General features: G+C 61.5%; 28 protein-coding genes. 13 read left to right on the top strand and 15 right to left on the bottom strand.

Features of this window, described 5'->3' with window-relative positions; genetic code table 11:
• Nucleotides 1-147: 147 nt before the first annotated feature.
• Both LQ220_RS03020 and LQ220_RS03015 read left to right on the top strand, forming a co-directional pair.
• Nucleotides 148-1,044 (top strand): hypothetical protein, encoded by an 897-nt coding sequence (locus tag LQ220_RS03020; RefSeq protein ID WP_230186786.1) that lies wholly within the window; start codon nucleotides 148-150, stop codon nucleotides 1,042-1,044.
• A gap of 92 nt (nucleotides 1,045-1,136) precedes the next feature.
• Nucleotides 1,137-2,468: a homoserine dehydrogenase gene (locus tag LQ220_RS03015; RefSeq protein ID WP_230186785.1), complete on the top strand. Its 1,332-nt coding sequence runs from the start codon at nucleotides 1,137-1,139 to the stop codon at nucleotides 2,466-2,468.
• A 2-nt stretch (nucleotides 2,469-2,470) separates the two neighbouring features.
• On the opposite strand, the gene LQ220_RS03010 is transcribed toward LQ220_RS03015, so the two are convergent.
• Nucleotides 2,471-2,983, bottom strand: a complete 513-nt coding sequence (locus LQ220_RS03010) for a hypothetical protein (protein ID WP_230186784.1) — start codon at nucleotides 2,981-2,983, stop codon at nucleotides 2,471-2,473.
• 107 nt (nucleotides 2,984-3,090) lie between these two features.
• Between LQ220_RS03010 and glpX the strand changes: the two genes are divergently transcribed.
• Nucleotides 3,091-4,059, top strand: a complete 969-nt coding sequence (glpX, locus tag LQ220_RS03005) for a class II fructose-bisphosphatase (RefSeq protein WP_230186783.1) — start codon at nucleotides 3,091-3,093, stop codon at nucleotides 4,057-4,059.
• Between the two features lie 52 nt (nucleotides 4,060-4,111).
• On the opposite strand, the gene LQ220_RS03000 is transcribed toward glpX, so the two are convergent.
• A complete protein-coding gene (locus LQ220_RS03000; RefSeq protein WP_230186782.1) occupies nucleotides 4,112-4,882 on the bottom strand; it encodes an ABC transporter permease in 771 nt (256 codons plus the stop codon).
• On the bottom strand, nucleotides 4,879-5,820 hold the full coding sequence (locus LQ220_RS02995; RefSeq protein ID WP_230186781.1) for an ABC transporter ATP-binding protein: 942 nt from the start codon (nucleotides 5,818-5,820) through the stop codon (nucleotides 4,879-4,881). The genes LQ220_RS03000 and LQ220_RS02995 overlap by 4 nt, the downstream gene beginning before the upstream one ends.
• 162 nt (nucleotides 5,821-5,982) lie before the next feature.
• Here LQ220_RS02995 and LQ220_RS02990 point away from each other — a divergent pair, with 162 nt between their 5' ends.
• Nucleotides 5,983-7,116, top strand: a complete 1,134-nt coding sequence (locus LQ220_RS02990) for an alpha/beta fold hydrolase (RefSeq protein WP_230186780.1) — start codon at nucleotides 5,983-5,985, stop codon at nucleotides 7,114-7,116.
• Between the two features lie 5 nt (nucleotides 7,117-7,121).
• On the opposite strand, the gene LQ220_RS02985 is transcribed toward LQ220_RS02990, so the two are convergent.
• The 4 genes from LQ220_RS02985 to LQ220_RS02970 all read right to left on the bottom strand — a co-directional run bounded on the left by LQ220_RS02985 (nucleotide 7,122) and on the right by LQ220_RS02970 (nucleotide 11,468).
• On the bottom strand, nucleotides 7,122-7,574 hold the full coding sequence (locus LQ220_RS02985) for a YaiI/YqxD family protein (RefSeq protein WP_230186779.1): 453 nt from the start codon (nucleotides 7,572-7,574) through the stop codon (nucleotides 7,122-7,124).
• Nucleotides 7,575-7,640: 66 nt separating this feature from the next.
• Nucleotides 7,641-9,500 carry a DEAD/DEAH box helicase gene (locus tag LQ220_RS02980; RefSeq protein ID WP_230186778.1) on the bottom strand — a complete coding sequence of 620 codons (1,860 nt, stop codon included), beginning with the start codon at nucleotides 9,498-9,500 and terminating at the stop codon, nucleotides 7,641-7,643.
• 172 nt (nucleotides 9,501-9,672) lie between these two features.
• On the bottom strand, nucleotides 9,673-10,848 hold the full coding sequence (locus LQ220_RS02975; RefSeq protein WP_230186777.1) for an NAD(P)/FAD-dependent oxidoreductase: 1,176 nt from the start codon (nucleotides 10,846-10,848) through the stop codon (nucleotides 9,673-9,675).
• Nucleotides 10,845-11,468 carry a methyltransferase domain-containing protein gene (locus tag LQ220_RS02970; RefSeq protein WP_230187246.1) on the bottom strand — a complete coding sequence of 208 codons (624 nt, stop codon included), beginning with the start codon at nucleotides 11,466-11,468 and terminating at the stop codon, nucleotides 10,845-10,847. Before LQ220_RS02970 ends, LQ220_RS02975 begins: the two co-directional genes overlap by 4 nt.
• Nucleotides 11,469-11,605: 137 nt before the next feature.
• Here LQ220_RS02970 and LQ220_RS02965 point away from each other — a divergent pair, with 137 nt between their 5' ends.
• The 9 genes from LQ220_RS02965 (at nucleotide 11,606) to LQ220_RS02925 (ending at nucleotide 19,201) form a co-directional block, all read left to right on the top strand.
• Nucleotides 11,606-11,809 carry a hypothetical protein gene (locus LQ220_RS02965; protein WP_230186776.1) on the top strand — a complete coding sequence of 68 codons (204 nt, stop codon included), beginning with the start codon at nucleotides 11,606-11,608 and terminating at the stop codon, nucleotides 11,807-11,809.
• Nucleotides 11,810-11,904: 95 nt separating this feature from the next.
• Nucleotides 11,905-13,413, top strand: a complete 1,509-nt coding sequence (locus tag LQ220_RS02960) for a CoA-acylating methylmalonate-semialdehyde dehydrogenase (protein ID WP_230186775.1) — start codon at nucleotides 11,905-11,907, stop codon at nucleotides 13,411-13,413.
• A gap of 51 nt (nucleotides 13,414-13,464) precedes the next feature.
• Nucleotides 13,465-13,965: a hypothetical protein gene (locus LQ220_RS02955; protein ID WP_230186774.1), complete on the top strand. Its 501-nt coding sequence runs from the start codon at nucleotides 13,465-13,467 to the stop codon at nucleotides 13,963-13,965.
• 34 nt (nucleotides 13,966-13,999) lie between these two features.
• Nucleotides 14,000-15,142, top strand: coding sequence for an acyl-CoA dehydrogenase family protein (locus tag LQ220_RS02950; protein WP_230186773.1), 1,143 nt, complete (start codon nucleotides 14,000-14,002; stop codon nucleotides 15,140-15,142).
• Entirely contained in the window at nucleotides 15,139-16,242 is a 1,104-nt protein-coding gene (locus tag LQ220_RS02945; protein ID WP_230186772.1) for an enoyl-CoA hydratase/isomerase family protein, read from the top strand. Before LQ220_RS02950 ends, LQ220_RS02945 begins: the two co-directional genes overlap by 4 nt.
• Nucleotides 16,239-17,015, top strand: a complete 777-nt coding sequence (locus tag LQ220_RS02940; RefSeq protein WP_230186771.1) for an enoyl-CoA hydratase-related protein — start codon at nucleotides 16,239-16,241, stop codon at nucleotides 17,013-17,015. The genes LQ220_RS02945 and LQ220_RS02940 overlap by 4 nt, the downstream gene beginning before the upstream one ends.
• A gap of 99 nt (nucleotides 17,016-17,114) precedes the next feature.
• Complete coding sequence (mmsB, locus tag LQ220_RS02935) at nucleotides 17,115-17,993, top strand: 3-hydroxyisobutyrate dehydrogenase (RefSeq protein ID WP_230186770.1); 879 nt, start codon at nucleotides 17,115-17,117, stop codon at nucleotides 17,991-17,993.
• 418 nt (nucleotides 17,994-18,411) lie between these two features.
• Nucleotides 18,412-19,005 carry a sigma-70 family RNA polymerase sigma factor gene (locus LQ220_RS02930; RefSeq protein WP_230186769.1) on the top strand — a complete coding sequence of 198 codons (594 nt, stop codon included), beginning with the start codon at nucleotides 18,412-18,414 and terminating at the stop codon, nucleotides 19,003-19,005.
• A complete protein-coding gene (locus tag LQ220_RS02925; RefSeq protein ID WP_230186768.1) occupies nucleotides 18,935-19,201 on the top strand; it encodes a DUF4880 domain-containing protein in 267 nt (88 codons plus the stop codon). The genes LQ220_RS02930 and LQ220_RS02925 overlap by 71 nt, the downstream gene beginning before the upstream one ends.
• A 140-nt stretch (nucleotides 19,202-19,341) precedes the next feature.
• Here the strand turns inward: LQ220_RS02925 and LQ220_RS02920 are convergent, their stop codons facing one another.
• From LQ220_RS02920 to LQ220_RS02885, 8 genes are all read right to left on the bottom strand, one after another.
• Entirely contained in the window at nucleotides 19,342-19,731 is a 390-nt protein-coding gene (locus LQ220_RS02920) for a hypothetical protein (RefSeq protein WP_230186767.1), read from the bottom strand.
• A gap of 62 nt (nucleotides 19,732-19,793) precedes the next feature.
• The gene (locus LQ220_RS02915) at nucleotides 19,794-20,333 is read right to left on the bottom strand and encodes a hypothetical protein (protein WP_230186766.1); all 540 of its coding nucleotides are present in this window, start codon (nucleotides 20,331-20,333) and stop codon (nucleotides 19,794-19,796) included.
• An 8-nt stretch (nucleotides 20,334-20,341) separates the two neighbouring features.
• Nucleotides 20,342-20,887 (bottom strand): demethoxyubiquinone hydroxylase family protein, encoded by a 546-nt coding sequence (locus LQ220_RS02910; protein WP_230186765.1) that lies wholly within the window; start codon nucleotides 20,885-20,887, stop codon nucleotides 20,342-20,344.
• Nucleotides 20,884-21,360, bottom strand: a complete 477-nt coding sequence (locus tag LQ220_RS02905) for a disulfide bond formation protein B (RefSeq protein WP_230186764.1) — start codon at nucleotides 21,358-21,360, stop codon at nucleotides 20,884-20,886. The genes LQ220_RS02910 and LQ220_RS02905 overlap by 4 nt, the downstream gene beginning before the upstream one ends.
• A 59-nt stretch (nucleotides 21,361-21,419) precedes the next feature.
• Complete coding sequence (locus LQ220_RS02900; RefSeq protein ID WP_230186763.1) at nucleotides 21,420-22,772, bottom strand: S41 family peptidase; 1,353 nt, start codon at nucleotides 22,770-22,772, stop codon at nucleotides 21,420-21,422.
• Between the two features lie 126 nt (nucleotides 22,773-22,898).
• A complete protein-coding gene (locus tag LQ220_RS02895) occupies nucleotides 22,899-24,710 on the bottom strand; it encodes a DUF885 family protein (protein WP_230186762.1) in 1,812 nt (603 codons plus the stop codon).
• 79 nt (nucleotides 24,711-24,789) lie between these two features.
• Nucleotides 24,790-26,019 (bottom strand): peptidoglycan DD-metalloendopeptidase family protein, encoded by a 1,230-nt coding sequence (locus LQ220_RS02890; protein ID WP_230187245.1) that lies wholly within the window; start codon nucleotides 26,017-26,019, stop codon nucleotides 24,790-24,792.
• 4 nt (nucleotides 26,020-26,023) lie between these two features.
• Nucleotides 26,024-26,446, bottom strand: a complete 423-nt coding sequence (locus LQ220_RS02885; RefSeq protein ID WP_230186761.1) for a 23S rRNA (pseudouridine(1915)-N(3))-methyltransferase RlmH — start codon at nucleotides 26,444-26,446, stop codon at nucleotides 26,024-26,026.
• Nucleotides 26,447-26,449 lie beyond the last annotated feature (3 nt).

The following is a 26,449-nucleotide window of genomic DNA, read 5'->3' as shown; positions in this document are numbered from 1 at the left end:
CCGCTTGTTTGCTATCGCCGTAACTCCTATCGCGGGCAATCGCATGACGCAAACGCTTTATCAGACCAGCAAGATCCATTTCCTAAAAACTGACAAAAACACTTGCCTGTGACAACATCGCCACGGCTAGCAGGAGGTCAAACGAACATGCAACGGGTATCCTCCAAAAATCTCCTCGGAAAATCGGCGGCGGCGTGCCTTTTTTTTGCCTTAAATACAGCGTTTCCGCTGGTTTGTTCAACCGGATGGGCGCAAAATGGGGTTAACGCGCCCCCTTCTGCGGACGCCTCCGGCAACGCGCTTGCCTATGCCGATCTGGCCGATCTGGCATCGGCCGCGCCGCTCATCATCAATGCGGAAATTTCACGGGCGATTTCTCTGAAACCCGAGCAATCCGCCGGTGTCCCCGCCGGATTTCGCCGCGCCTACATCACCGCGAAGACCGAAGGGCTGATTCGGGGGGATGGCGGAGTCGCGCCCAACCTCTCCTATCTGTACGATGTCGCGGTCAACGCGCGTGGGAAGATGCCGAAGCTGAAAAAGCAGCGCGTCCTGCTGTTTGCGCGCGCGGGAACCCGGCCGGGGGAAATCCAGCTTGTTGCGCCAGACGCGCAGATTCCTGCGACCCCTTCGAACGAATCGACCGTGCGCAGCATCGTGGCGGAACTGCTATCGGCCAAGGCAGCGCCTAAGATCATCGGGCTGGGCGATGCATTCTATGTGGCTGGCACGGTTGAGGGCGAAGGCGAAACGCAGATTTTCCTGCGGACCGACAGCGGCGACCCGGTATCGCTCTCTATCGTCCGGCGTCCCGGTGTGGAGCCCCGCTGGGCCGTCGCATTGGGCGAAATCGTCGACGAGGCGGCCGCCACGCCCAAGCCGGGTACGTTGCTTTGGTATCGCCTGGCCTGCGCATTGCCCCCTGCCCTGACGCCGCAGTCCGTGCGCACGCTTTCCGTACCGGATGCCGAAGCCGCGCGCGCCGACTATAAGATAGTGCTCGCCGGTCTTGGTCCCTGTGGACGAACACGCACCGTCCGCTGATTCGCGTATCGATAGCCCTTGGAAAACGCTGTCCCCCCGTCTATCAGCGCCGCCAATCGTTACAGACCGGCGTTTGAGGGACGGGAAACAGTATGACGGATCAACGGTCAAATGGGCTGAAACCGCTGCGCGTGGCCATAGTCGGCCTCGGCACGGTAGGCGGCGGCGTGATCCGGTTGCTGGAGACCAACGGCGCACTAATTGCCCGACGGTCGGGACGACCGATTCAGATCGTGGCGATTTCGGCGCGCGACAGGACCAAGGATCGGGGTATCGATCTGTCCGCCTATGAATGGGTGGACGATATGACGAGTCTGGTCCAGCGGGCCGATGTCGATGCCGTAGTCGAGCTGATCGGCGGGGCAGACGGTCCGGCGCTCACATTGGCGCGGCAATGTCTGGCGGCAGGCAAGCCTTTCGTCACCGCGAACAAGGCGATGATCGCGCATCACGGACTGGCGCTGGCGGGCGCTGCCGAAACCGCAGGCGTTGCCCTGAAATATGAAGCGGCAGTTGCAGGCGGCATTCCGGTCATCAAGGGACTGCGCGAAGGCGCTGCGGCGAATGAGATCGGCCGCGTCTATGGCATCCTGAACGGCACCTGCAATTACATCCTGACGACTATGGAAAAGGCCCAGGAAGCAGGCAATCCACGCGACTTTACCGAAGTGCTGAAGGACGCGCAGGCATTGGGCTATGCCGAAGCCGACCCCAGTTTCGACATAGATGGCGTCGATGCGGCCCATAAGCTGTCGATTCTGGCCAGTCTGGCGTTCGGCACGCGGCTCGACTTCGGCGGTGTCGACATCACCGGGATTCGCCATGTGATCGCTGCGGATATTGCGGAAGCGGCTGCGCTTGGGTTCCGAATCCGTCTGGTCGGCATGGCGCAGAACGGTGCGGAAGGCCTGTTCCAGCGGGTGCACCCGATGCTGGTGCCACTCAACCATCCGCTGGCGCATGTCGATGGATCGCTGAATGCGGTCGTGGCGGAAGGCAATTTCGTCGGTCGCCTGTTCTTTCAAGGCGCGGGCGCAGGCGATGGCCCGACTGCCTCAGCCGTGGTCGCAGACCTTATCGACGTGGCGCGGGACGAATATGGCGATGCGTTCGCGATGCCCGTCGCGTCGCTGGCGGATCAGACCAAGGCCGATGCAGGTGCGCGAATCGGGCGCAGCTATCTGCGCTTCCAGGTTGCGGATCGTCCGGGCGTGCTGGCGGAGATCGCCGCAGCGACGCGCGACGCAGGCGTTTCCATCGAAAGCATGATCCAGCGCGGGACCGCCGCGGCCAATGACGGCGGCGTCCTCGTCGCCATAGTCACCCATGCAGGGCAGGAACGCTGCATCGCCGACACGCTGGCGCGGCTGGCGGGGTCGGACAGTCTGCTCGATCAGCCTATGGTGATGCACATATTGGATTGAGGTCAGGGGGGCGTTGCGCCTTCGAACTGCTTCGGCAAAGCGGGCGGCGCGGCGAGGTCGGCGTCCGGATCGGCCAGCGCGGTGATCCCTTTTACGAGGCCATCCAGCATTTTTGCGCCAGACCATCCGCCCGTGCACGTTGTATAGGCGTTTATCGTAATCCCGCAGGCGCCTTCGCGGACTTTAGCTGCCGATGCCCGCGGTGCCTCATTCCGGACGATACCGCTCTGCGCCGCGTCGCGTTCTTCGGGTAGCGGGATTCGTTCACGGGCGTTGCGTTCCGCTCTGCTACCGCAGACGACGATGCTGCCCGGATCGCGTCGGCAGGGGCGGACGATTTGGGTTTTGTCGCGATAGGCAGCCATGATGGCATCGTCCGACGCACTCTGCGCAAAGCCGACGCCCGGAACGATGGCCGCGAGGAATGGCGCTCCTGCCATCGCTATGTGTGCGACACTGCGTTTTTCCACCATTTCGTCGTTTTGCCGCTGGTTCATGGCAGCAATATGACGCACATCATGCCACATCTTATCGAATCCCGTTCTCGACAAGGATGGACGCACCGCCTATCGGCTTACCCACGTGCAGCAACGATTACAGACAGTTTAAAGGGGCTTAGGATATGCAGGCTAGTTCGATCCTGGATCGCGTATTGGTGCTTGAAATGGTGCGAGTCACCGAAGCAGCGGCCATCGCCGCATCCAAGCTAATCGGCCGCGGCGACGAAAAGGCCGCCGATGCCGCCGCCGTCGAAGCGATGCGAATCGCCTTCAACGACCTTTACATGGACGGCACTGTCGTCATCGGCGAAGGCGAGCGCGACGAAGCCCCGATGCTCTACATCGGTGAAAAGGTCGGCAATGCCATCGGCACCGGCCCGAAGATCGACATCGCGCTCGACCCGCTGGAAGGCACGACGATCACCGCGAAGGCCGGTCCCAACGCGCTGGCCGTGCTGGCAATCTCCGAAGAAGGCGGTCTTTTGAACGCGCCGGACGTCTATATGGAAAAGCTGGCTGTCGGCCCCGGCTATCCCGAAGGCATCATCGACATGAACAAGTCGGTGCGTGAGAATGTCGAAGCCGTCGCCGCGCACAAGGGTGTTGAGCCGGGCGATATCATCGTCTGCGTGCTGGACCGTCCGCGCCACGAAAAGCTGATCGGTGAACTGCGCGCCATCGGCTGCGGCATCATGCTGATCCCGGACGGCGACGTTGCCGGTGTGATCGCGACCACCAATCCGGAAACGACCATCGATATGTATATGGGTTCGGGCGGCGCACCCGAAGGCGTGCTGGCCTGCGCAGCGCTGCGTTGCGTCGGTGGGCAGTTCAAGGGTCGCCTGTTGTTCCGCAACGATGACGAGCGTGGCCGCGCTCGCAAATGGGGCATCACCGACCTCGACAAGATCTACGACCTGAAGGAACTGGCAATCGGCGATTGCATCTTTGCCGCAACTGGCGTGACCGACGGCTCGCTGCTGGCCGGCGTGAAGCGTCTGCCGGGTGGCAAGATGACGACCGAAAGCGTCGTGATGCGCGCCAGCTCCGGTACGGTACGCTGGGTGAAGGGCGAGCATCGCTCCGCCTGACGCGATCTCCGATCATCAAAATTCGCGGCGCTCTCCCCCCGGGAGGGCGCCGTTACTTTTTGAGCCGATAGCCCGTGTTGAACATCCATGTGATGATCGCGAGGCAGAGGACGAGCATGGCGGCAACGATCCCCATGCTCCAGCCGATGCTGACGTCGCCCTTATCGAAGAAGGTCCAGCGGAACCCGCTGATCAGGTACACAACCGGATTGAACAGGGTGATCGTCCGCCATGGCTCCGGCAGCATCTGGATCGAATAGAAGGCACCGCCCAGGAACGTCATCGGGGTGACGACGAGGAGCGGAATCACCTGAAGCTGCTCGAAACTCTGCGCCCATATCCCCAGAATGAAGCCGAACAGGCAGAAGGTGACGGCGATCAGCACGAGAAAGCAGACCATCAGCACAGGGTGCGCGATAGGCAGGGCAACGAAGAGATGCGCCGTCGCGAAAATGATGAGGCCAAGAATCAGGGATTTGGTCGCGGCCGCCCCGACATACGCGACGACCGTTTCCAGCGCCGATACGGGCGCGGATAGCAGCTCGTATATCGTGCCAGTAAACTTGGGCATGTAGATACCAAAGCTGGAGTTGAAGATGCTTTCGGTGAACATCGACAGCATGATCAGGCCGGGAACGATGAACGCACCATAAGGGATGCCGTCGATCTCCTTCATCTGGCTGCCGATCGCGGAGCCGAAGACGATGAAGTACAGTGAGGTCGTGATGACCGGCGTCGCAAGGCTGGTGAGGATGGTGCGCCCGAAGCGTGCGAGTTCGAACGTGTAAATCGCGCGAACGGAATTAAAGCTGAAGTGGATCATGCTGCCGCCCCCTCTGCCGGTGCATGGACAAGGCCCACGAAAATATCCTCCAGGCTGCTCTGCCGCGTGTTCAGGTCCTTGTACGCGATGCCGAGATCGCCCAGCCGCCGCAGGAGAGAGGAAACGCCGGTGCGCTCAGCATGGGTATCGAAGAGATATTCCAGTTCATGGCCCTCCGCCTTCAATGCCACATCCCATTCGGCAAGGTCCGATGGAATGGACGCAAGCGGTTCGGCGAGCATGATGGTCAGCGTCTTCTTCCCCAGCTTTTGCATCAGCGTGGCTTTTTCTTCGACGAGGATAAGCTGGCCGCGATTGATGACGCCCACGCGGTCGGCCATTTCCTCGGCTTCCTCAATATAATGCGTCGTCAGGATGATGGTGACGCCGGTTTCCCGCAGTTGCCGGACCAGTGCCCACATATCGCGCCGCAACTCCACGTCTACGCCCGCCGTCGGCTCATCGAGGAACAGCACGCGCGGTTCGTGGGACAATGCCTTTGCGATCATGACCCGCCGCTTCATCCCGCCGGACAATTCCATGATTTTCGAATCGCGCTTGTCCCACAGGGACAGGTCGCGCAGGATTTTCTCGATCAGCGCATCGTTGCGGGGCTTGCCGAACAGGCCCCGGCTGAACCGCACCGTCGAAATGACTTTTTCGAACTGATCGGTGTGCAATTCCTGCGGCACCAGCCCGATGGCAGACCGCGCCCCGCGATAATCCCGGACAGTGTCGTGTCCCGCCACGGTGACCGTGCCTTCGCTGCCGTTCACATTGCCGCAAATGATCGAGATAAGCGTCGTCTTACCCGCGCCATTGGGACCGAGCAGTGCGAATATCTCGCCCTCCTCAATCTCCAGATCGACACCGTGCAGCGCGACGTGTCCCGAAGCGTAGCGCTTCGTTAAGCCGGATATGTGTATGATGGATGCCATGCTGTGGCGAATGCCCCTTGTATGAGGGTCCAAAAATAAGGCGAAGGTAGCGATTTACAACCCATCGTGCCGCATAAAGCCAGCTAGCCCAAAGGCGCCGCTCTTGCGGAAACGCCCGAAACATTGAACAGCGACAGAAACCAATATGCGGACGATCATCTTATGAAGCGCCTTTCAGTCCTGCTGCCACCCAGCTTGCTGCTTCTCTTGTCCGCTTGCGCCACCCACCTGCCCCCGCCTGACCCCGCTGCATGGGTGAAGGATTGCGTGGCGACGCCAATCCCTGCCCCGACGACGGATCAAGGCACGGGGCCATTGCTGTTCGCCACGACGCGCCTGCCCGACTGTCGCACCGGAACGTTCGATATGTCCACCGAACGGGCCAACACGATCCGTCTGGGCTGGTACGACGCATCCGAAGCGGTAAAGCCGGGCGATCCGGTCGTGCCGAATATGGCGGCAGAGGGCGATTGGTGGGATACGCTGGGCCAGCAGCTCGTCCGGGGCAATGGCCGCGTGCTCCTGTTTGTGCATGGATATAACAACAACTTCGCATCCCCTGCTGCGCGGCTTCGGATGATGCGGGTGGCAGGGGAGTTCAAGGGACCGGCGATCCTCTTCACATGGCCGTCGCAGAACGCCGCCCTCCGCTATCTGTGGGACGAAACCAATATCGACTGGTCGCAAGCCTATCTGAACGTGATGATTCGGCGGCTGGCGGCGGACGCGGCGGTAAGAGAGATCGTTCTGGTCGGCCATTCGATGGGCGCGCGCAGCGTGATCGATGCAATGGAAATGCTGGATGCCGCAGGCCTGGCGAAAGTGAAGACGGTGATCCTGGCGTCGCCGGACGTTGACCGCGAACGCTTTGGCCAGATCATACAGGGTATTCCCGGTCGCCCCGGCATTGCCAGCGGCCAACGCCATTATACAGTGTATATGTCCGGCAAGGACGGCGCGATCCGGGTGTCGCGCGGTCTGCACCATTATCCCCGCCTTGGCAGCCCGTTCTGCCTGACCAAGGACAAATATCAGCGTTGTTACCCCAAACCCTCCCCCGTTGTGGATGTCATCGACACGACAGCCGTGAGCCGGAAGGGCATCGGCCATAACGACTTCCTCGATAGCCCCGAGGCAGCAGAGGATCTCAAGCTGGCCTTGCAAGGCAAGGGTGGCGCGCAGCCGGGGCGTTTGCCTGCCGTTAGTGGCATTGAAGAAACGCCGGTCGGCGAAGGGATCTGGCGGTTGTGCCCCTCAAAAGGCTGCAAGCCGATCAGGAAGAAACTAAAAAACTAAGGGCGCTATCGCCCACGCTTCATTTTCACGATGGCTTCGTCGAGCGACTGAAGGAAGCGGGAGCGATCCGTTTTGCCGAAGGGTGGCGGCCCGCCGATAGCGGTGCCGTCTGCGCGCAGATCGGCCATGATCGCACGGGTAGCGATGGCCGCACCGATGGAGCTCAGCGTGAAAGGCTTGCCGTTGTTGCCGATGACGGTGGCACCTACTTTGAGGCAGCGGTCGGCGAGCAGGATGTCTGCCGTGATGACGATGGCGTCAGCCGCTGCCTTCTCCGCGATCCAGTCATCCGCTGCGTCAAAGCCATCGCTTACTACGATGCGGTCGATGAGCGGATGGGCGGGAACGCGGATCGGGCTGTTGCTGACGATCGTCACGGCGACCTCGTGGCGATAGGCCACGCGGTAGATTTCGTCTTTTACCGGGCAGGCGTCTGCATCGACGAGGATGCGCGGCATACGGAAACCTCAGATGTCGTCATCCCCACACAGGCGGGGATGACGTGTTATTGGGAACAGGTCTGGTTAGCCCGGACGACCGCCGCGTGGCTTGCCTGCGAAGGGCTTGCCACCGCCGCCGGGCTTGCCGCGGAATGTCGGACGACCGCCGCCGGGGCCGCCGGGTCCACCCGAACCGCCGGGACGACCGCCAAATGGCTTGCCGCCGCCACCATTGCCGCTGGGGCGTGTGCCGAGTTGCTTGCGCTCGGTCGGCGCAGCGTCATAGCGACGCGGCGGCGGACCGTCGTTGCGACGATTGCTGCGCGCTTCATCGCGCGGCGTACCGCCCTTCACTTCCTCGATCAGCACTGCGCCTTCGCCATCTGGATCGTCGCCTGCCGTCCGGTTGACTGCGGTCATGAAGCGCCCGGCGACAGGGCGCGGGATTTCGAACAGGGTTTCGCTGGCGGCGAGACGGATCGCGCCGATTTCACCGCGCGTGATATGTCCGCGGCGACAGAGCAGCGGCAAGATCCAGCGCGGATCGGCATTGTCCTTGCGCCCGATGTTCATGCGGAACCAGACAGTATCCTCAAAGCCAGGACGCGGGCCGTCGTTGCGCTGGGGCGACTGCGCACCGTCCAGCAGTTCTTCGGGTGCAGGCATACGGGCGCGATGGACACGCACGAGAGCGGCGGCGATATCCTCCGCACTGCGTTCGGCCAGCACGCGCTTTGCCAGTTCGCGATCTTCCTCGTCGATTTCCACCGGTTCAAGCAGTGTGGCTATCAGGCGTTCGCGGTCGTTGCGGCGAATGTCCTCAGGCGTCGGTGCGCCGATCCATTCTGCATTGATCTTTGCGCCGCGCAGCATCGATTCGACACGCTTGCGGCGGGGATAAGGGACCAGCAGCACGGCGGTCCCCTTCTTGCCTGCACGACCCGTACGGCCCGAGCGATGCTGGAGCGTTTCGGCGTCGCGGGGGAGTTCGACATGGACGACGAGGCTGAGCGTGGGCAAATCGATCCCGCGCGCGGCAACGTCGGTCGCGACGCAGACGCGAGCGCGACGATCACGCAGGGCCTGCAGCGCAGCGTTACGCTCGTTCTGGCTATGCTCACCGGACAAGGCGACCACGGCGAAGCCACGCTCGGTCAGACCGGCGTGAAGGTGGCGGACATTGTCGCGCGTGGCGCAGAACAGCATCGCCGTTTCCGCTTCATGGAAACGGAGAAGATTGACGCAGGCGTTTTCGATGTCGGCAGGCGCGACGGTCACAGCCTGATAGCTGATGTCGCCATGACCGCGATCTTCACCCACGGTCGAGATGCGCAGTGCATCCTTCTGATAGCGCTTGGCCAGCGCCACAATCGGCTTGGGCATGGTGGCCGAGAACAGCAGCGTGCGGCGGCCTTCGGGGGTGGCGTCGAGGATCTGTTCGAGATCTTCACGGAAACCCATGTCGAGCATTTCGTCGGCTTCGTCGAGCACGGCGGCGCGCAGTTGAGCAAGGTCGAGCGCGCCACGCTCAAGGTGATCGCGCAGACGGCCCGGCGTACCGACGACGATCTGAGCGCCTTGGCTGAGGTTACGACGCTCTTTCGAAGCATCCATGCCGCCGACACAGGTCGCGATGCGCGCGCCGGTGGGGCCATAGAGCCAGATCAACTCACGGCTGACCTGCAGGGCCAGTTCGCGGGTCGGCGCGATGATGAGCGCGAGTGGCTTTTGCGTTGGCATCGCGAAGCCTTCGGCATTCAGCAGATCGCCTGCCATCGCGAGACCGAAAGCGACGGTCTTGCCGGAGCCGGTCTGCGCGGAGACGACGAGGTCGCGACCGAGCGCTTCGGGTTCGAGGACTGCGGCCTGAACCGGGGTAGGCTCAGCATAGCCACGGGAAGAGAGAGCCTCTGAAAGAAGCTTGGGCAGAGTCGTGAAGGGCATTACATACTCGAATCAGTTTGGCACGCCGCAACGGCTGGAATTATGACATGTGACGTCGGAACGGCCGGTCCCCCATTTTTCTTATGTTTTACAGCATGTTCCGTATCGTCAGGGCTTTATACCCGACGGGAAAATGCTTCTCCGGCCTGAAATCACTCCGGGGCAGCGTGCGCTAAAGAGCCTGCCCGGCTGCCCACCCACTAGCCCATGCCCACTGAAAATTATAGCCCCCTAACCAACCTGTTACGTCAACGGCTTCTCCGATGGCGTAAAGGCCAGGATTTTTGCGGGATTCCATGGTCTGCGACGACAGATCGGCGGTGCTGATTCCGCCCAGGGTGACTTCGGCCTTGGCAAAGCCTTCGGTGCCGTTGGGGTGGAATTGCCATGCGGACAGGCGCTGCGCCGCCGCCGTCAATGCCTTGTCGGTCTGGCTGGCCAGATCGCCGGACAGCGCCAGCCGTTCCGCCAGAGTTTCGGCGAGGCGGTCGGGCAAGGCCGACGCCAGCGCGGACCGCACCGTTGCGCGCGGTTTGGTACGCTTCGCTTCCACCAGCCATTCGGTGCCGTTGGCGGGCAGGAAGTCGATGGCGACAGGTTCGCCATGCCGCCAATAGGACGATATTTGCAGGATCGCGGGGCCAGATAGCCCCCTGTGCGTGAAAAGCGCCGCTTCGCGGAACCCCACCTTGCCGCAACGCGCCACGACATCGGCGGAGACGCCCGACAGATCGCGGAACAGGGTTTCATCGCCCCCCAGCGTAAACGGCACCAGCGCCGGACGCGGCTCGACCACTTTCATGCCAAATTGGCGGGCGAGGTCGTAGGCGAAGCCTGTGGCGCCCATTTTGGGGATGGACGGTCCGCCTGTCGCGATGACGAGGGCAGGCGCGGACACGGTGCGTGCGCCGAAGGTCACGCGATAATGCGCGTCGGCATGGGTTACTTCGGTGATGGCGTCGCCCAAAGCGATCTCCACCCGGCCCTTCGCGCATTCCTCCAGCAGCATGGCGACGATCTGCCGTGCAGAACCGTCGCAGAAGAGTTGCCCCAACGCCTTTTCGTGGAAGGCGATGCCGTATTTCTCGACCAGCGCGATGAAGTCTGCCGGAGAATAGCGACCCAGCGCAGACTTCACGAAATGCGGATTGGCTGACAGATACCGGTCCGCCACCGTGTTGACGTTGGTGAAGTTACAGCGACCGCCGCCGGAAATCAGGATTTTCTTGCCCGGCGCATCGGCATGATCGATTACCAGCACCCGCTTGCCACGCTGCCCCGCAACGGCGGCGCACATCAGCCCGGCGCCGCCTGCGCCGAGTATGATCACATCATAATAGTCGCTCATTCGCCGCGACGGACGAAGCGAAATACCGTGGCGGGCGGGAAATTACGGACGGTCTGGCCAACGCGCACGACGTCCAGATCGAGCGCATCCAGCACCGATTGCGAAACGGGCGGACGCAGGGAGTAGGTAAACTGCACGAAGCTGCCGCCCGGTCGCAGCATGGCGAAGGCTTCGGACAGGATTGCAACATGCGCGCTCTTGTCCATCGCCAGAAGGGGCAGGCCGCTCACCACCATCTGATAAGAGCCACGCTCCCCCGCCGCATGTGCCGCGACATTCTGTGCCGGCACTTCCAAAATCGACGTCTGCGGGAAATGGCGTTTCAGGCTGCGCGCGAAGCCGGGGTTGATTTCCACGACCTCAAGCTGATCGGCGGGAAGGCCGGTGAACAGGATGGCGCGGGTAAACACGCCAGTGCCACCGCCAAGTTCCAGCACGCGCCCCCCGGCCGGGTCCAGTCCGCGCACCATCATGCGCGCAAGATAGCGGCTGCTCGGCACCACCGACGCCGTCTGGCGCGGCTTTTTCACCCAAGCGGCGATGAAATTCAGATATTCGGTTGCTACCGTCCGGCCATCGTGAAGCGCGATGGCGCGAAATCGTTTGGGCTTGGAATGGATTGGCAAGTTGCAAACGCTCCGTGGCGACCCTGTTATGTGTTCCATTATCGTGGCGCAGGCGGAACGCCAAGCGTCGTAACACGCTGATGTAGCCATTGCGCCACTGCGGCGATCCGCGCAAGGCTCCTCAAGTCCTCATGTGTGCCCAACCGGAAACGGCGCACGATTTCGATCCGGTCGCGCATGAGCCGAACGAGGCGCGGATCGCGGTTGCGTCGATGCCGAGCAGTCGCGCGGCTGGCGCGATCTTGCACGCACGCGACGGCGAGGAATATGCGCAGATCGCCCCAGTCGAACCTCGAACACTCGCCCCATTATTTCAGGATCGGAAACCTGCATAATTGCAGCGCAGCGCTGCATATCTGCGCCATTGCATGCAATTACGCAATGGCGCAAAAACACTCCATAAGTTTCCGAGTCGAGAGGATGACGAGAAATGCGCGAGATTACGCACAAGCTGGCCCCGTCGGTCGTATTGCCCACCGCCACCGGACCCGCGCGCTACAGCGATGTTTTCGATCCCAATAATGGCGGCGTGCAGGCGCGCGTCGAGCTGGGCGATCGCGCCGTGCTGGATGCTGTCGTGGCCGTCGCCAAGAAGGCGCAACCGGGCTGGGCCGCTACCAACCCGCAGCGTCGCGCGCGTGTCATGTTCAACTTCAAGGCGCTGGTCGAGAAGAACATGGACGAGCTGGCGCATATGCTCTCGTCCGAACATGGCAAGGTCATTGCTGACTCCAAGGGCGACATTCAGCGCGGTCTGGAAGTCATCGAATTCTGCTGCGGCATTCCGCATGTATTGAAGGGCGAATATACGCAGGGCGCAGGACCGGGCATCGACGTCTATTCCTTCCGCCAGCCACTCGGCATCGGTGCAGGCATCACGCCGTTCAACTTCCCCGGCATGATCCCGCTGTGGATGTCCGGCGTTGCCATCGCGACTGGCAATGCATTCATCCTGAAGCCTTCGGAGCGTGATCCTTCGGTGCCTGTGCGCCTGGCCGAACTGTTCAGCGAAGCCGGCCTGCCGGATGGCATTCTGCAGGTGCTGCAAGGCGACAAGGAAATGGTCGACGCGATCCTCGACCATCCGGACATCAAGGCGGTCAGCTTCGTCGGCTCCTCCGACATCGCGCATTATGTGTACAAGCGCGGCGTCGATGCGGGCAAGCGCGTGCAGGCGATGGGCGGCGCCAAGAACCACGGCATCGTCCTGCCTGACGCGGATCTCGATCAGGTGGTCAACGATCTGTCCGGTGCTGCCTTCGGCTCGGCAGGCGAACGCTGCATGGCGCTTCCGGTCGTCACCCCGGTGGGCGAGAAGACGGCGATTGCGCTGCGAGAAAAGCTGATCCCCGCGATCAATGCACTGCGTGTCGGCATTTCGACCGACAACGAAGCCCATTACGGCCCTGTCGTGACGGCCGCCCACAAGGCGAAGGTCGAAGCATGGATCACCAAGGGCGTCGAGGAAGGCGCGGAACTGGTCATCGACGGTCGCGGCTTCAGCCTGCAAGGACATGAAGAAGGCTTCTTCGTCGGCCCGACATTGTTCGACCATGTGAAGCCGACGATGGAAGCCTATAAGGAAGAAATCTTCGGCCCCGTGCTGCAGATCGTCCGCGCCGACAGCTTTGAGGAAGCCCTCGCGCTGCCCAGCCAGCATCAATATGGCAATGGCGTCGCGATCTTCACGCGCAACGGTCACGCCGCGCGCGAATTCGCCAGCCGCGTCGATGTGGGCATGGTCGGCATCAACGTGCCGATCCCGGTGCCGGTCGCCTACCACACCTTTGGTGGTTGGAAACGCTCGGCATTTGGCGACACCAACCAGCACGGCATGGAAGGCGTAAAGTTCTGGACCAAGGTGAAGACCATCACCCAACGCTGGCCCGATGGCAGCGCCGATGGTAGCAATGCGTTCGTCATCCCCACAATGGGGTGACAGGTGAGCCGGACCGTCATGGTCCGGCCTTACCCTTTGGAGAACGCCGTAATGAGACTTCGCACTTTTTCCAGCCTGTTGCTGACAACCGCTGCGACTTTGGCATTGGCGGCGTGTCAGAAGCCAGCCGACGCGCCGGTGAGCGAGAATGGAGCCGGTGCGGTCAATGGTGTCGACAGCGTCGAAACTATCGGCGAACCCGACGCCAATATCGCGCCCCCAGCGAACAGTGTCAGCCCGGCGATCAAGGAAATTCCTACGGCGTTCCTTGGCCGGTGGGGCATGGCCCGGAACGATTGCGATCCGAGCCGGGACGACGCAAAAGGATTGGTCACTGTCACGCCCGACGCGCTCAAATTCTACGAATCCATGGGGCGTCTTGAAAGCATCGAAGGCGTGTCGCCGACTGAAGTGAAAGCCACCTTCGCCTTTACCGGTGAGGGACAAAGCTGGACCAAGACGATGACGCTGGCACTGGATGAAGGTGGCACAACGCTGGTACGGACCGAGCAAGACCCATCCGGGACATATCGTCACCAAAAGTGCGACTGATCGCCCTTCCCTTCCGCAGGACAACCGACTTACCATGACCCAATTCGACCTAACCGACGATCAGCGCGAAATACAGGAACTGGCCCGGCGGTTCACCGCTGACGCCATCACGCCCTTCGCCGCCGAATGGGACGAAAAGCATATCTTCCCGCGCGACGCGATCAAGGCTGCGGCCGAGCTGGGCTTTGGCGCGATTTACGTGTCTGAGGAATCCGGCGGCATTGGGCTGGGGCGGCTGGAATCGGCGCTCATAATGGAAGCCATGGCCTATGGCTGTCCTTCAACCAGCGCGTTTATCTCTATCCACAATATGGCCGCGTGGATGATCGACCGGTTCGGCGCGCAGGCAGTGAAGGACAAATATCTGCCTGCCATGGTGTCGATGGACACGCTGGGCAGCTATTGCCTCACCGAAGCGGGGTCTGGCTCCGATGCGGCTGCGCTGAAGACCAAGGCAGTGCGGGATGGCGATCACTATGTCGTCACCGGGTCCAAGCAGTTCATTTCTGGTGGCGGTCAGAATGAAATCTATGTCGTCATGGTCCGCACGGGTGAGGACGGGCCCAAGGGCATCAGTTGCCTTGTCATCGAAAAGGACATGGAGGGCGTCAGCTTCGGCGCGAACGAGCGCAAGCTGGGCTGGCACTCGCAACCCACTGCGCAGGTGAATTTCGATGCTGTGCGCGTCCCGGTCGAGAACCGCGTCGGCGGCGAAGGCGAAGGCTTTCGGATTGCGATGATGGGTCTCGACGGCGGGCGTCTGAACATTGGCGCCTGCTCGCTGGGCGGGGGGCAACGATGCCTCGACGAAGCGATTGCCTATACCAAGGATCGCAAGCAATTTGGGCAGGCCATTGCCGACTTCCAGAATACGCAATTCACACTGGCGGACATGGAGACCGAATTGCAGGCTGCACGGACGCTGCTCTACGCAGCAGCAGTGAAAGTGACGGAGAACGCGCCGGACAAGACGCGCTTTGCTGCCATGGCCAAGCGGCTGGCCACCGATACGGGATCGTCCGTCGTCGATCGCGCGCTGCAGTTGCATGGCGGCTATGGCTATTTGCAGGACTACCCCATCGAACGCTTCTGGCGCGACTTGCGCGTCCATTCGATCCTTGAGGGCACCAATCAGGTCATGCGGATGATTATCGGCCGCGAGTTGGTGCGCCAGTGAGCGACGCCGTTCTTCCCGATGTCCTGACGTTCATTGAAGGCAGCGTCGGACGTATCCGCCTCAATCGGCCCAAGGCCATTCATGCGCTGACGCCGGGGATGGTCGACATCATCACGCGAGCGCTGCTCGCGTGGCGGAATGACGATGCCGTAGTAGCCGTAATGATCGACCATGCCGCCGCACCCGATGGCGATCCTAAACTGTCCCGCGGCTTTTGCGCGGGCGGCGATATTGCGTTGATTGCGAACAGTGCGAAGACCGACTGTGTCGAAGCCGAAGCCTTTTTGTTCCACGAATATCGGATGAATCATCTGCTGTTCGTTTACGATAAGCCGACACTCGTGTTCATGGATGGCATCACCATGGGCGGCGGCGTCGGCATTGCTGCACCGTGCCGCTATCGAGTCGCGACCGATCGGACGATGTTCGCGATGCCCGAAACAGGTATCGGCTTATTTCCCGATGTAGGCGGTGGATGGTTCCTGCCGCGGCTGCCCGGACGTGTCGGCTTTTGGCTGGCGGCGACCGGGGCGCGGATCGACGGGGCGGATGCTTTGGCCATCGGCCTGGCATCGCATTACATGCCGAGCGATACGCTGGATGCGGTAAAAGCGCAGATCGTCGCTCATCCTGAGAACCTGCTGGCGATTCTGGATGCCGCGCACCAGACGCCGCCCCCCGCGAAACTTGACGGGCAGCGCGCGTACATCGACCGGCTGTTCGCTTCGGACCGCTATGAGGATATTCTCGCCGCGCTTGCAGCGGACGGATCGGAATGGGCGAACAAGCAAATCGCCGTGCTCGCGACCAAATCCCCGCAAACGGTGAAAGTCGCGCTTCGCCAATTAGCGGAAGGTGCGCAGTTCACGGACTTTGCCGACAATATGCGCAATGAATATCGGATCGGCCATCACGTCATTCGCCGTCCAGACTTTGTCGAGGGCGTGCGCGCCGTTATCTTCGACAAGGACAATGCGCCGAAATGGACCCCGGCCACTCCCGAAGAAGTGACCGACGACCTGATCGACTCGCTCTTCGCGCCATTGCCGCCGGAGAAGGAGTGGACACCTTTGCCTGAACTTGGAGCCAGAACCGCATGAGCTACGAAACCATCCTCGTCGAACAGCATGACGCGGTGACGCTGATTACGTTGAACCGGCCGCAGGCGTTGAATGCCCTTAACGGTCAGGTGCTGAAGGATTTGATTGCGGCCTTTGCCGCTTACGATGCCGATCCGTCGCAGCGTTGCGCCGTCCTGACCGGCAGCGAGAAGGCATTCGCGGCGGGCGCAGACATCAAGGAAATGGCCGACAAGCCTGCGGCCGACTTCTTCCTTGAAGATTTCTTCTCCGAATGGACGTCAAAGGTCGTCGCGACGCGCAAGCCGTGGATCGCAGCAGTCGCCGGTTTCGCACTGGGCGGCGGGTGCGAGCTGGCGATGATGGCGGACTTCATCATCGCGGCGGACACCGCTAAATTCGGTCAGCCGGAGATCAAGCTGGGTGTGGCACCGGGCATGGGCGGATCGCAGCGGCTGACCCGCGCGGTGGGCAAGGCGAAGGCCATGGACATGTGCCTCACGGGCCGGATGATGGACGCCGCAGAAGCGGAACGTGCCAGCCTGGTGTCCCGCGTCGTTCCCGCCGCCGATCTGGTCGCCGAAGCACTGAAGACGGCAGCGGCGATTGCCGCGATGCCGATGATGGCCACCATGGTGAACAAGGAAATGGTCAACATCGCGTTTGAAACCGGCCTTAATCAGGGCCTGCTTACCGAACGCCGCCTGTTCCAGATTCTGACCGCCACAGAGGACAAGAGCGAAGGCATGGCAGCATTCGTCGAAAAGCGTCCGGGTGTGTGGAAGGGGCGGTAATCGCCGATCCATATTGGGCTGGCGTGACGTAGCTTCGCGCCGGCCTTCGAAATAACGCCCTGCGATACGCATGGGGCAAATGGTTGAGAGGGAATATCCATGACGCAGACAATTGCTATCATCGGCCTGGGCAATATGGGCGGCGGCATGGCGGCCAATCTCGTCAAGAACGGCTATGTCGTGCGGGCGTTCGATTTGTCGGAAGAGGCGCTTGCTAAGGCGGAAGCCGCGGGATGCGCCCGTGCCAGCAGCGCAGCGGAAGCCACCAGTGGCGCGGACGCCGTGGTCACGATGCTGCCTGCCGGCAAGCATGTCGAATCTGTCTATACCGGCGAAGTCTTCGGCGCGGCCAAGCCCGGTGCGCTTTTCCTCGATTGTTCGACCATCGACGTGGCGACGGCGCGTCGGGTTATCGAAGCCGCCACGGCCAAAGGTTTTGCCATGGTGGACGCCCCCGTCTCGGGCGGGATCGCGGCGGCAGCGGGCGGTACGCTGACCTTCATGGTCGGGGGCACTGATGAAGCCTTTGCGCGGGCTCAGCCGATCCTGTCGGCCATGGGCAAGGCCGTGATCCATGCTGGCGGCGCAGGTACGGGCCAGGGCGCGAAAATCTGCAACAACATGCTGCTCGGCGCGACGATGGTGGCCACCTGCGAAGCCTTCGCGATGGCGCAAAAGCTGGGTCTCGATCCGCAGACGTTTTACGATATCTCCAGCGTCTCGTCGGGTCAGAGCTGGTCGATGACAAGCTATTGCCCTCTTCCCGGTGTGGGGCCGACGACTCCGGCTGACAACGACTATCAGGGCGGCTTTGCCGTGGCACTGATGCTGAAGGATCTGAAGCTGGCAACGCAGGCTGCGCAAGCGGTCGATGCAAGTGTGCCGATGGGCAATGCGGCAGAAGCCTTGTATCAGGCATTGGCCAACGCCGGACAGGGCGGCAAGGATTTCTCATCCATTATCAAAATGTTGGGATAAGGCAGCGGGGCGTCGTTGTCCTGACGCCCCCCCTTAAGCAACATCAGACGATCGCACCACGCCACCCCAAGAACGAATCGCAAACATTGGCGTGTGCATGTAGGATAGCCTTCAGCGGTTACCCGCCAGCCATGATGAAACGGCAAATCCCAAGCGTTTGCGATTCATCTGCTAATCCCAACGAGAAGCCCGACTCCTGCGGTCGCATGGTGGATTTCGTCGTCAATGGCGATATCACGCAAAATAGCTGCGCATATTTCTTCGTTCTTGGAGCTTTGCATCCGCTAAAGCGGCACACATGTATGAAAATTAGCATGAAGGCGATGGACAGCTATTAAAATCCATGATTGAATTGCCCTCATAAGATAATACTCCCGGAGAGGCTCGTAATAACTAGAGCAACGCACAGGGGGCTAGTGTGGATCGGGTTCGCGCAAAACTGGAATGGTTCAAAACCACCTTGCTGCCGCATGAAACGGCGCTTCGCGGACGGTTGAGGCGGATATTGCCGCCGACGCAGGAACTGGAGGACACTGTCGCGGAAGTGCTCGCGCGGGCCTATGCCACCGACAACTGGCAGGCGGTGACGGCGGGCCGTGCCTATCTCTTCACCATTGCGCGCAATCTGGTCATCGACAATGCGCGGCGCAACAAGATCGTCAGCTTCGAAGCGATTGCCGACCTCGAAATGCTGCAGTCCGAAACAGCGCTGGAAGGTCAGTTGCATGCTCGCGATGCGCTGCGTCAGGTCGAGGCGATCGTCGCTGCCTTGCCGGCCCAATGTCGCCGCGTTTTCGTGTTGCGGCGCGTGCACGATAAATCCATGGGTGAGATAGCGGAGGAAATGTGCTTATCCGTTTCTACTGTTGAGAAACATCTGGCCAAAGCCATTGCGCTTGTTATGCGCGCATGGTCACAACGCGAAGAAACGGATCTGGAACGTGCAGGGGTCGGATTGCGGCAATCGGCAGGAGATCGAAGAGCAAGCCGCCCGGTTGCTTGTTCGGTATAATTGCGATCCCGACGAGGCCGAAAAGTCTGAAATTTGCAGATGGATCGATGCCCACCCCGCCCATGCCGTAGCATTCGCCCGTGCCGAAGCGGCATGGGAACGATCTGAGAGCCTCAAAGGGACGGCCCAAAAGGCGTCTATGAACGTCGTTGAAATGGAGCCGATATCATTCACGCAGAGACGCAATATCGTCTAAATGTGGATGATGGATGTCATCGCCACAGCATTCGGCTGACCCGCCCACGTGCTGTGGAAGCCTTACCATCGGCGTGTATGGGCCAGTGGGCAGTTATCCGCTGTGCGCATAGGTCCATGAACGACTAGACATATCGTCTATCACGGTACGCCAGCGGATTCCTGCATACGGCGTTCGGCAAACCATTGCCTGAGCATGGCAGCCGTACATCCGGTGGCGCCATAGCTGCCATTTACCGAGCAACTGCCGGGGATTGTTTGCCGCCCGATGGCTTCCATATTGGCAACCTGACTGCCCCAACCTGGCCCGCCGGACACCGCAGGCTTATCCCTCAACGTCTTGGGAATGCGGTAGCGTTCGGCTTCGGGCTTTCTGGCGCAGACGACAATGTCATCGCCTTCCGCCTTTGGGCAGGCTTCATCGCCATACACCACGAGGGCGAATATCTTCTGCGGTGGGTCCGCAGCCAGCGCGGGCGAACTCACGATAGCGGCACAAGCCAGAAGAACTGATGCAACCCGATGTGTCATTCGCCAATCATCTGCTTACGCAAGTGAATGGCGCATGTATGGAACGGCCAATCCGTTAGCGTTCACTTCGGAGCGTCAGGTGCCGGTGCAGGCGTTTGCTTGGCCTTTGCAGCTTCTTCGGCTTTCACGCGCGCTTCGATTGCGTCCGAATCGGCGTCGATAGTGGACAAACGCTTTGCCCGTTCTGCAGCGACCAGATCGCCCCAGGAGGCACTGCCCATTTGCTTGCGCTCTTCCTTGGCATTGCGCGCAAGCTGGTTGAAGCAACCGGTAAAGCCACCGATGCCGGATGGCGAGCAGCTATCGATGCCGGACTTGCCGACATATTCCAGAGCCTTGTACTGCTGACCCCATGCCTGATTGGCAGGTGCATTGGGATCGCCACGCAAGGGTTCCGGAATGCGGTAGCGTTCTTTCTCTTCCTTGCGGCCGCAAACGATCAATTCATCGCCAGTTGCCTGCGGACAAGGGTCGTCGCCATAGACGATGACAAGATTGATCTTCTCGTTATCCGGCCCAGCCACCGTCTGCGATGTTTGCGCCAGCGCAGGCGTTGCCAGCATGAGGATTGCCATTGCTGCGAAAGGCAGGGTTTTCATCATTCGGTCCTTCAAATACGCGCCGAGAGTTTGATCGCCGCACGGCAGCCCAAGCGGATAACGCCCGCCAACAGGGAATAGGCCATCGCCTTTTCCGCACCGTTCGCGAGTGCAGTGTCGCGATGTTCGACTTCCTCAGCCTGAAAATCCGCGATGGTGTCGGATAGTTCCGGATCGGCGTCACCAAGCTGCTCCCGCTGCTCGGCATAGTGCCTGTCGATTTCGGTTTCTATCGCTGCGGTGCAGGCCATTGCCGCTTCCGGACCTATAGCGGCCGTCACGGCACCGAGGGCATAGCCCGCGACATTCCAGAATGGCTGCAATATGGTGGGGCGGACGCCCCGTTCGATCATCATACGATCGAAGGTACGGCGATGGTGCTCCTCCTGCGCGGCCATACCCGCAATCAGGCGGCTCATGGGATGCCGGTCGCCCATGACGGCGAGTTGCCCGGCATAGATACGGGTGGCCCCATATTCGCCAGCCTGATCGACGCGCATCATCGATGCAGTGTCGGGCTTGTGACCTGGCTTTGGATAGTCCCTGAGTGCAGTCATGCGGCCCTCCGTGCCTTTGCCAACAGTGCCAAAGTGGCGATGGCAGCGGCCACCGACAAGAGCGCATTGTACCCTGCCAACGATATGCCGAACAGCGACCACGGCGCAACGTCGCAACGCACCAGCGGGGTTGCCATGATGCTGTCGAGAATATCGGCAGCGCTGCCGCCAACCGGCGTCGTAGAACATGCGGTCAAGCCGACCCACCAGCCATATTCAACCCCCGCATGGAAAGCGCCGATACCGCCGCTGATCGCGATCGCAATCGCTGCGAATGCCGTACTGGTCGATCGTTGCGTCCGCGTGACAATGGCCACGAGTGCCAGTGCGATTGCAGCAAGGTGCGGCCAACGTTGCCACATGCACATTTCGCACGGGTGCAGGCCGAAGACATATTGGGAGATCAATGCACCGCCCAGCAGTGCCGTGGGGGCAAGAATCGCAATGAGGCGAGCTTTGGATAGCGGCGTCATGACAAAGGCTCGTCATTCCCGCAAAGGCCGGAAATGCGGATGACCACGAAGGCGAACATTCAGCGTGAAGCGGGCTTGCGAGCGGGAGGCGTCGCCCGCGCTACCAGTGTCGGCTTCATACCGCCCGAACGCCCGATGGTCTGCATCGCGTAGTAGAGCTGGAAGTCTTCGATACCCTTTTTCTTCAGCTCTTCAGCCGACATGGTGAAGCGCGGATCGTCCTTCGTGTCTTCTTCCAGCGTATTGTTATCGACCTTCATTTCGTTGATGAGGTGGCGGCGCAGATCGCTTTCGCGGAATTTCGGACGCGCCTTGTAATCCGGATCGGATATCTGCGGGACACGGATGTCAGGTTCGATCCCGCCTTCCTGCACCGAACGGCCCGATGGGGTGTAATAGCGCGCCGTCGTCAGCCGCAGCGCTGTCGTCTGGCTGAGCGGCAGCAGGGTCTGCACGCTGCCCTTGCCGAAGCTGCGTTCGCCCATGACCAGCGCGCGATGCTGATCCTGCAAGGCGCCGGCGACGATTTCCGACGCGGAAGCCGAGCCGCTGTCGACCAGCACGATGACCGGCAATCCCTTCGCGTCATCGCCCGGCTTGGCATAGTAACGCTCGACATCGCCCTTCGCACGGCCACGCTGCGACACGATCTCACCACGTTCAAGGAACACGTCGCTGACCGAGACGGCTTCATCCAGCAGGCCGCCCGGATTGGACCGCAGGTCGAGGACATAGCCAGTCGGCTTGTGGCCAAGCGACTTGTCGATGCTGCGGACGGCGGAACGCACGTCTGCGCCGGTGTTGGCCGAGAAGCTGACGATGTTGATGATGCCGATATTGTCTTTCACTTCCCACTTCACCGGCTTCAGCTCGATGATCTCGCGGGTGAGCGAAAGGTCGATGGGCTTGTCGCGGCCGGGACGCACGATGGTCAGCTTGACCGCCGTACCGGGCGCACCGCGCATCTTGTCGACGGCTTCGTCCAGGGTACCACCGTAGATAAGCTGGCCGTCGAGGTGAGTGATATAATCGCCGGCCTTGATACCTGCGCGGAATGCCGGCGTATCCTCGGTCGGCGCGATCACTTTGACGGCACCATCCTCCATCGTGACCGACAGGCCAAGACCGCCATAATTGCCCTCGGTCTGCGTACGCAGATTGGCGAAGTCGCGCGCATCGAGGAAACCGCTGTGCGGATCGAGGCTGGCCAGCATCCCTTCGATTGCGCCCTTGATCAGCTTTTCATCGTCGACCTTTTCCACATAGTCGCTGCGGACCTTCTGGAACACGTCCATGAACTCGTCGAGCGCCTTGTAGCTATTCCCTTCCGCCTCGGCGAGAGCGGCAGTCGTAGCGGGAATAAGGGCAAGCGCGCTGAGAGCGGCGGCGCTTTTCAGGAAGGCGGATTTCATCGGGTCGTGGAGTCCTGACTGGAGGTTCTGCAGTAATATAGGCGTAATCTGACCGAGGCGCAAAGCCGCGCTCGACCAACGTCGCACAAAGTCGATGAGCGTGGCGTTAATGCGATAGCATAGCCCTCAGCTTGCCGCCAACGCTGCCTTCGTCCGCTCTTCAATGCGCCGTTCCAGAATGGACAGCGGCATCCGTCCGTCCTTCAGCACATCGTGAAACTGCTTCACATCGAATTTGGCACCCATGGCCGCCTGCGCCTTGTCGCGCGCGCGCAGCCATGCGGCATGGCCGACCTTGTAGCTGCAGGCCTGACCCGGTTGCGTGCAATAGCGTTCGACTTCGCGCTGCGAACGTGGCTGCGCGAAGCCCGTTTTTTCGACCAGATAGGCCGTCGCTTTTTCACGGCTCCACTGCTTGGTGTGGATGCCGGTATCGACGACGAGGCGAGCCGCGCGGAACAGGAAGGATTGAAGATAGCCTGCCCGTTCCAGCGGATTGGCATAACCGCCCAGGGTTTCGGCGACCTGCTCGGCATACAGCGCCCAGCCTTCACCATAGGCGCTGTACCCGCCCATCGAGCGCAGGCGGGGGAGATTACCCGCGAACGAGGCGATGCTGTTTTGAAGATGATGGCCCGGCACGCCCTCATGATAGGTGAGCGAGGGCAAGGTGTATTTCGGCCAGTCTCCCACATCCTTAAGGTTGATGAAGTAGAGCGCAGGGCGCGACTGATCGAGCGGCGCGCGGCGGTAATAGCCGTTGGAAGCGCCGTCCTGAATTTCGACCGGGACCGCGCGAATTTCCAACGCGATGTCGGGCACGCTGGAGAAGGCTTTCGGGAGCTTTGCTTTCATCGCGAGGTAGCTGCTGTTGAGGTCCGCAATCAGCGCTTCGCGACCGGCGGGGGTGTCGGGATAGAGTTGCGCGGGGTCGGCATTGAGTTGCGCAAGGCGCGCACCGACCGATCCCTTGGTCAGCCCCTGCCCTTTCAGGATCGTGTCGAGTTGCGCGCTGATATCGGCAACCTGTGCCAGCCCCATCTCGTGGACCTGCTGCGGCGTAAAGTCGGTGGTGGTCGCCTGATTGAGCGCAGCGGCGTAGATTTCCTGTCCGCGCGGTACGCGCCACAAGCCATCGCCCGCTTTGGTCGTGCCGCGCAATTGCTTGAGCAAGGCAATCTGACGATCAAGCGCAGGATAGATCTTGCCATCGAGTATGGCGCTGGCCTGCGATTGCCAGTTGCCTGCGACATTGGCGGCGGCAGCACGCTTTACGAGCGAGTGAACCAAGGTGCTTTGGGCGGACGGCTGCCCACGCAATTTGGCAAGCTGCCCCAAGGTCAGGTCAAGCGACCAGCCGGGGGCAAGATAACCGCGTGCAGCCTCCGCCTTTTGCACTTCGCTGTCATTGTCGAGGTTCGTTGCAAAGGCATCGAGGCGCGCCAGATAGGCATCGCAATCGGCTTTATTCGCGATGCTGTGCGCGGTGTTGAGGAAGTCGGGCGTGTTGAAGTAGCTGCCGCCCTGCTGAAAGATACGGTAGGGGCGGATGACCGATGAGAGGCCGAATTTTTCCGGTGCAGTAGTGTCCTGGTCGAGCGTGTAGAGCACCACTTCCAGATTGAGCGCCGCAGCGTCCGAAAGCTTGGCAGACTTGAAGGGCGCAAGCTGTTCCAGCGCAGCGCGAGTCAGTGCCAGATCGTCTTTCATACCCTGCGCACTGTTGTCGCCAAGCTGGCTCTTGGCCCCTGCCCGCGCGCCTTTATCGAGGCCGAGTGAGGTCACCATCGTGGGCGAATGGTCGAGATAGCGTTCGAAGATAGCATCGAACGCAGCATTCAACTGCGCGTCGGTCGTTCCTGATTGCGCCATGACGCGGTCGGCGGCGGTGGCAAGGGCAACGGCACCGCTGGTCAGCAGAAAAGCGCGACGATCCATGAGCATCTTCTCCAAGATATTGATCACGCTACCTTAATCACAGTTGCACGGACGTCCAGCAGGCATTTTGGATGCGGGCTTATTCGCGCGCTAACAAGGGGACGATATCGATCGGGCGGCTGTTGCGGCGCAACTCGACAGTGACGGTCGTCGCGACGGGGCCTGCGATGGCGAGCGGCGTTCCCTGACGCACCGAATCGCCTACACTGACCGACAGGCGGTGGAGGTTGGTGATGAGTGTCGTCCATCCCTGCCCGTGATCGATAATCAGGATCTGGCCGAAGCCGCGATAGTAACCGGCGAAAACGATCCTGCCTGCGGTCGGTGCCACGACCTGCGCATTGGGCTGTGTCGCCAGCGTCAGTCCACGCGAGCGCACCCCGCCTTCCGACACTTCGCCAAAGCCGGTGACAAGCTGTCCGACGACCGGCATGCGGTAGGCCGGCAGGCGGTTTTGGGTTGCTATGGCCACCACCTGTGGCGAGGCGGTCTGGCCCGGTTGATTAGGCCGCAATGTCGGGCCGGGCAAGCTGGCCAGCCGTTCCCGAACGGCACCCGCCTCCTCCAGCCGGTCCATCAGATCGACGATGTCACGGGCGCGCTCTCCCAGAGCAATGGCGCGATCAGCCTCCACATTCGCGCTGGACCGATAGTCACGCGACGCAATGCGCTTTTCGGTTTCCAGGCGGCGCAGTTCGCCTTGACGGGTTGCAAGCTGGGCCTGGCTGAGCTCAAGGGCTTTGGCGGCCTGTTCGGCAACACCCCGCAGTTTTCGGCTGCGTACCAGCTCTGCGCGGAGTCCCGCCGTTCGCGCCCGGATTACGGGCAACACGGCGTCGAGGACGAGGCGCATATGCACCGCATCGCTGATCGATCCGGGCTGCGCGATGGCAAGCGCAACAGGACGACGCGCGAGCATTTGCAATGCCGCCGTCAGTTTCACAATCGGTTGCTGGCGTTCCGCAAGCCTGTGCGCCTGAGCACGTTGCAGGCGCGTGATGATGGCGATCCGCGCCTGTGCCGCCTGAATATCGGCTTCGGATTCCTGAATGCGCGCAGCGACAGCGGCGGCGCGGCGACTGGCGCGGTCCGCATCCTGCGTAGCCTGATTGGCCTGTGTTTCGAGGAGCCGGGATCGACGCGCGGCGGCCTGCGCCTGCTTGCGCGCGGAGGTCAGGGCTTGCTGTTCCGACGCCAGACTGGTCGGGCCGGTGCCGGGAAGAACGACATCCTGCGCCAGCGCCGCATAGCCCAGCAGCGCGGCGACGCCCGCTGCCGCTATGCCTGCACTGATCCGCCCCCTGCCCATAACATCACCCTTCGCGATGATAGGGGTGATTGGCAAGGATGCTCGTTGCGCGCCACAATTGTTCGGCAAGCATCGCCCGCGCCATCATGTGCGGCCATGTCATCGCGCCGAAGGCGATCAACAGGTCCGCATCGGCGCGCGCAGCATCGTCAAAGCCATCCGCCGCGCCGATCAGGAAGCGACATTCGCGGGTGCCGTTGTCGCGCCAGCCTTCGATCCGGCGGGCGAAGACCATCGACGAAAGCTGCTGCCCCTTTTCATCCAGCATCACGGTCACGGTACCGGGAAGGACGGGCGGCAGCTTACCGCCACGGTCAGGCATCTCGGTCACTTTGGTCGGCAGCGTGACACGCTTGAGATAGCGGTCGACAAGGTCCGCTTCGGGCGAGCGGCCGATCTTGCCACGCGCGATGATGTGCAGGAGCAAGTG

It is taken from the genome of Sphingobium sp. CECT 9361 (genome assembly GCF_918741285.1).
GTDB lineage: Bacteria > Pseudomonadota > Alphaproteobacteria > Sphingomonadales > Sphingomonadaceae > Sphingobium.
Note: the sequence above shows the minus strand (reverse complement) of the source record. Positions and strands in the feature narration are given on the sequence as shown.